Source organism: Streptomyces sp. S6 (genome assembly GCF_054880855.1).
The window spans coordinates 1-5,339 of record NZ_JBTYMC010000394.1 but is presented as its reverse complement, the minus strand read 5'-3'; the positions used below and the strand labels follow the sequence as shown (position 1 = coordinate 5,339).

General features: G+C 73.5%; 4 protein-coding genes and 1 pseudogene. 2 read left to right on the top strand and 3 right to left on the bottom strand.

What is annotated here, in order from left to right; genetic code table 11:
* Nucleotides 1-207: pseudogene (locus ACVNF4_RS32070) on the bottom strand (hypothetical protein); the annotation flags it as partial.
* On the bottom strand, nt 204-1,061 hold the full coding sequence (locus tag ACVNF4_RS32065; RefSeq protein ID WP_461806389.1) for a phosphatase PAP2 family protein: 858 nt from the start codon (nt 1,059-1,061) through the stop codon (nt 204-206). The gene ACVNF4_RS32065 and the pseudogene ACVNF4_RS32070, both read right to left, overlap by 4 nt.
* Nucleotides 1,062-1,252: 191 nt before the next feature.
* Here ACVNF4_RS32065 and ACVNF4_RS32060 point away from each other — a divergent pair, with 191 nt between their 5' ends.
* Nucleotides 1,253-1,864, top strand: a complete 612-nt coding sequence (locus ACVNF4_RS32060) for a TetR/AcrR family transcriptional regulator (protein ID WP_461806388.1) — start codon at nt 1,253-1,255, stop codon at nt 1,862-1,864.
* Nucleotides 1,865-1,967: 103 nt separating this feature from the next.
* On the opposite strand, the gene ACVNF4_RS32055 is transcribed toward ACVNF4_RS32060, so the two are convergent.
* Nucleotides 1,968-3,164, bottom strand: a complete 1,197-nt coding sequence (locus ACVNF4_RS32055) for a DUF2510 domain-containing protein (protein WP_461806387.1) — start codon at nt 3,162-3,164, stop codon at nt 1,968-1,970.
* A gap of 310 nt (nt 3,165-3,474) precedes the next feature.
* On the opposite strand from ACVNF4_RS32055, the gene ACVNF4_RS32050 reads away from it, so the two are divergent.
* A partial coding sequence (locus tag ACVNF4_RS32050; protein ID WP_461806386.1) for an AAA family ATPase occupies nt 3,475-5,339 on the top strand: 1,865 nt, incomplete at its 3' end.

The following is a 5,339-nucleotide window of genomic DNA, read 5'->3' as shown; positions in this document are numbered from 1 at the left end:
CAGCGGGCCGTAGTCCAGCGCGACGACGTGCAGCAGCGCGCCGCCGCCGTTCAGCAGCACCGCACCCCACCAGGCGCCGCGCCGCAGCATCCGGGCGAGCCCCGCCCCGGCCGACCGGGACGCGAGCCGCTCCTGCGCGACGGCCGCCGACGCGTAGGCCACCGCCGAGAACAGGGACAGGACGATCGCGGCGAGGGTGGCGTTCATCGGGCCGCTCCCACGAGTTCCTCTTCCTCGGCGGGCTTCCCGGAGGACGTCCCGGCGGGCTCCCGGGTGGGCGTCTCGTCGGGCTGCTCGGCCCGCACCTGGGGTACTACGGGTCCTACGGCCTCAGGGGTACGGGTCCTCGGCGGCCTGATGAACGCCAGCGCGAGGCCCAGCAGCGCGCCCGCGACGATCGCGTCCAGCCAGTAGTGGTTGGCCGTGCCGACGATCACCAGCAGCGTCAGCGCCGGGTGCAGCAGCCACAGCCAGCGCCGGCGGGAGCGGGTCGCGGCGATCATGCCGATCGCCAGCATCAGGGCCCAGCCGAAGTGCAGCGACGGCATCGCTGCGAACTGGTTGGAGAGGTGGTCCGTCTTCGGTGGGCCGTACACCGAGGGGCCGAAGACCCGCGCCGTGTCGATCAGGCCGCTGCCGGCCAGCATCCGGGGCGGGGCCAGCGGGAACAGGAGGTGGCCGGCCAGCGCGGTACCGGTCACGGCGGCCAGCACCCGGCGGGCCCACACGTAGTGGGCGGGGCGGCGCAGGTACAGCCAGACCAGGAAGGCGAGGGTCGCGGGGAAGTGGACGGCCGCGTAGTAGGTGTTCGCGGCCTTCACGAGAGTGTCGCCGTGCAGCAGCAGGCCCTGCACGTCGAGCTCGGAGGGGAGGTGCGCCCAGCGCTCGAAGTCCCACACGTGGTGCGCGTTGCGGAACGCTTCCCCGGTATGGCCCGTCGCCAGTTGGCGGCCGAACTTGTAGACGAGGAAGAGCCCTGCGACAAGCAGCAGCTCGCGGACTATCGGAGGGCGGGCCGTGTCGGCCCCCGCCTCTTCTCCAGGCTCGGTGCGGGCATTCATCCCCAGACCTTTTCGTTCAGGGTGGTGCGCTGCGACGGTGGCCGCAGTGTCGATACGAGAGCGTATCGATACGCCAGTGTACCGATACGTTCGCGTACCGGTACACTTGAGTACCGATTGATGTTCGCCACATCGACCGAGCCGCCGGACAGGGAATGAATCCGCCGGGACACGAAAGGGAGAGGGACACCATGACGTCGCAGGCCGCGGAGGTGCCGGAGACGGCCGCATCGCGCCGCTCCAAGATCACGCCCGAGCGCGAGAAGGAGTTCTTCGACGCCGTCCTCGACCAGATCCGCTCCAACGGGTACGACGCCTTCACCATGGACGGCGTCGCCGCGAGCACCCGGTGCAGCAAGTCCACGCTGTACCGCCAGTGGAAGACGAAACCCCAGTTCGTGGCAGCCGCCCTGCGCTCCCGCCGCGAGGTCCGGTTCGCCGGCATCGACACCGGCACCCTCGCGGGCGACCTGCGGGCGGCGGCGCGGGCCGGCGCGGACTGGGCCGTGAAGGACTCCGCCCTCATGCAGGCCCTCGGCCACGCGGTCATGGAGGACGAGGAGCTGCGCGAGGCCCTGCGGGAGACCCTCGTCGAGCCCGAGATCGAGGCGCTGCGCCAGATCCTGCGCCGGGGCGTGGAGCGGGGGGAGATCGCCGACGGCCACCCCGCCCTGGAGTTCGTCCCCGTCCAGTTCTACGGCGTCCTGCGGGTCCGCCCCTTCCTGGAGGGCGAGGAGGCGGACGCCGAGTACCTCCTGCGCTTCGTCGAGGCCGCCGTCCTGCCGGCCCTCGGCCTCACCTAGAGCCGGGCCGGGCGTCCACGGGATGACTGGACGCCCGCCCACCGCGCCGCACCGTGGGGACGGGGGCGGCGCACCACCCGGCCGGCCTGTTCCCGAGACGCGGTCAGACGCCCCGGCCGCTGCCGCCGCCGGAGGACACCTCGATGCCGGTGGTGATCTCGTCGATCACGGAGAGCCGCTGGTCGGCGTCCACCCCGAAGCGCAGGACGACGAAACGGCGCGGGTCGGCGGGGGAGGGGAACGCGACGGACTCGACGACGCCGTCGACGCCCTTGCCCGTCACCGCCTTCCAGCGGATCTGGTAGCCCTTCTGGCCGGCGACGGTCACCGCCTTGGAGACGAGGACCTCGTGCGAGGTGATCCCGCCGTACGCCTTGCCGTACGCGTCGTCGGAGTTGCCGGCGATGTCCGCCTTGGCGACCTCCTCGGCCGTGGAGCCCTTGCTGCCCAGCACGATCGCGGGCGCGGAGTAGACGCCGCCCTTCGTGCAGCTCTCGGCCGGTTTGCCGGGACAGGGGTACGTGGAGTCGGAGTTGACCTGCGCGCCGATCTGTATCTGCTGGCCGGTCCAGCCCTTCGGGATCGGGATGCTGATGCCGTTGACCGGGTCGGTGACGGCACCGCTCTTGATCTCGGGGGCCTTGGACTCGCCGGGGGAGGGGGTGCCGCCGCCAGGGCCGCCGTCGCCCCCGCCGCCGTCGCCCCCGAACGGGCTGCCCCGGCCGTCGCCGGGTCCCTGGGCCGTCCCGGGGCTGTCACGGCTGTCGCCCCTGGTCAGCGCGTACACCCCGACACCGATGCTCGCGAGCACCGCGACGGCGACGGCGACCGCTATGCCCGTGCGGACACCGCTTCTCGGCCTGCCGGGCGGCGGCGCGGGATATCCGGGGAAACCCTGAGGGGCGGTCGGATACCCGGATGCCAGGACGTCACCCTGAGCCGGCCCGTAGTACCCGGGGACTCCCGCAGGACCCGTAGTACCCGTGGGGGACGCGGCCTCCACGGGGCCCACGCCCTTCTCGAACTCCACGGGCGGCCCCGCGTCCGAACTCGCGGTCCCTGCCTCGGACTTCGGCTCTTCAGGGCTCTCGGGCCCAGGCTCCCCGGCCTCAGCCTCAGCCTCGGCCCCGGCCTCGGCCTCAGCTCCGGACCCGGCCCGCGCCTCCGCCGGATCCGCCCCCGCCCCCACGGCCCGGGTCCGTTCCGTCCACGCCCCGCCGTCCCACCAGCGCTCGGAGGGAGGACCGTCACTCGTCTGCCCCGGGTCGGGGTACCACCCGGGTGGAATCGCCTGCGTCATGCCCCCACCGTATGAGCAGTCGGTGAAAGCCGTATGAGAGGGCGCCCCGAGCCCCCGCACGGGCCCGCCCGACCGCCCCCGGGTATGCCCCGGGCATGGCGCGTTCTCGACGTCCGTCACACCGTCAACCCCACGCCTCGCGCCCCGGAGTTGACCGCGTCCCCCACCGCACGCAGGCCGCACGGCCCCCGCACCCCGCCGCCGTGTCACCCGCCCGGGGAACGCCTGCCCGGACCGGCCCCTAAGACCCCTCCGATACGGCTACGCTCAAGGTTTGTACGTCGTTCGGGCGACTTGGGGAGGTAACGGGATGACGGAGGCAGGGCCGGAGCCGGCCACCTCGGCCACCCTGCGGGAGCGCGACGCGGAGGTCGGCACGATCGCCCGCGCGGTGGAGCGGCTGCTCGACCAGGAGTCCTCACCGGGCCGTCTTCTGGTCTTCCGCGGCGAGGCCGGCCTCGGCAAGACCGCGCTGCTGGCCGAGACCCGACGCCTCGCGGAGGCGGCCGGCTGCACCGTGTGGTCCGCGCGGGCGGGCGAGACCCTGAGGTCCGTCCCCTTCCACGTCGTGCGCCAACTCCTGCAACCCGCCCTCCTGACCATGCTGGAGGAGGAGGCCCGCACCTACCTGGGCGACTGGTACGACATCGCCGGCCCCGCCCTCGGCGTCACCCCGCCGGGACCGCCGCCCACCGACCTCCAGGGCGTGTACGACGGCCTCGTGGAACTCGTCCGGCGCCTCGCCGCCCGCGACTACCCCCTCGTCCCGCTGGTCGACGACGCGCACTGGGCGGACCAGGAGACCCTGCGCTGGCTCGCCGCGTTCACGGAACGCCTGGCCGACCTCCCCGTCCTGGTCGTCGTCGCGCACCGCCCCGGCGAGGCCGACGAGGCGGGCGCCGGGTACCTCGAATCCGTGGACACGCTCGCGGGCGACTCCGTCCGGGGCCTCACCGCCCTGTCGCCGTCCGCCGTCGCCGAGCTGACCCGCGCGACGCTCGGCCCGCAGGCGGACGACCCGTTCTGCCGGGAGGTGTGGGCGGTCACCGGCGGCAACCCGTACTACACGGTCGAACTCCTCGCGAAGGTCCACGACCGGGCGCTGGAGCCGACGGAATCGGCCGCCGAGGAGCTGCGGGCCATCAACAAGGCGGCCCACGACGGCGGTTTCGTCGCCCACCTCGAAGGGCTCGGCATCGAGGCGACCCGCTTCGCGTGGGCGGCGGCCATCCTCGGCACCGGCATCTTCGTCGACCACGCCGCCGGCATGGCGGGCCTCGGCCGCGACAAGGCCCGGCGCTGCGTGGAGGTCCTGCGCACGGCCCGGATCCTCACCGCACCCGGTCCCGCCGACGACGGCGACCTCGTCTTCGTCCACCCGCTCATAGCGACCGCCGTCTACAGCAACATCCCCGAGTACCTGCGTGGCGCCATGCACGGCATCGCCGCCAAGGTCGTCCTCGACGCGGGCCGGGGCATCGCCGCCGCCTCCCGGCACCTCCTCGAAGTACGGCCGGAGGGCGACGCGGACCTCGTCGAACAGCTCCGCGAGGCCGCCCACGCGCACCTCGCGGTCGGCGCCCCCGACGCGGCCCGCCGCTGTCTCGAACGCGCCCTCGCCGAACCCCCGGCCGCCGGGGTGCACGCGCACGTCCTGTACGAACTCGGCTGCGCCAGCCTGCTCACGTCCCCCTCCCAGACGATCGCCCACCTCCGCGGCGCCCTCGGACTCCCGGGCCTGGACGGCGACGAACGCGTCGACGCGGTGTGCCGGCTCTCGCAGGCCCTGCTGCACAACAACGAACTGGACGAAGCCGTCCGCATCGTGCAGGAGGAGGCGCTCCTGCACGAGCCGGGGTCCGCGCGGATGCGGCTGACGGCCGTCCAGTTCATGTGGGAGCGGCTGCTGCTCGGCGAGGCGTCCGCGCCAGGCAGCTCCGAGCGGCTCGCCACACTCGCCGCGACCTGCAAGGGCCGCGACAACAGCGAGCGCGCGCTGCTCATCCTGCGCGGCTTCGACGCGACGTGCCGGGGCGAGAACGCCGAGGAGATCACCGAGCTGTGCGACCGGGCCCTCGTCAACGGCGGCCTCGCGCCCGGCCTCGGCTGGACCGACACCACGTGGGGCCTCGAACTGCCCATGATGCTGGCGTCCGCCTACGCCTACACCGACCG

Excerpts from the sequence above, each read along its gene's own strand:
- ACVNF4_RS32065 (WP_461806389.1), bottom strand. The coding sequence starts at position 1,061 with ATGAATGCCCGCACCGAGCCTGGAGAAGAGGCGGGGGCCGACACGGCC.
- ACVNF4_RS32060 (WP_461806388.1), top strand. The coding sequence starts at position 1,253 with ATGACGTCGCAGGCCGCGGAGGTGCCGGAGACGGCCGCATCGCGCCGC.
- ACVNF4_RS32055 (WP_461806387.1), bottom strand. The coding sequence starts at position 3,164 with ATGACGCAGGCGATTCCACCCGGGTGGTACCCCGACCCGGGGCAGACG.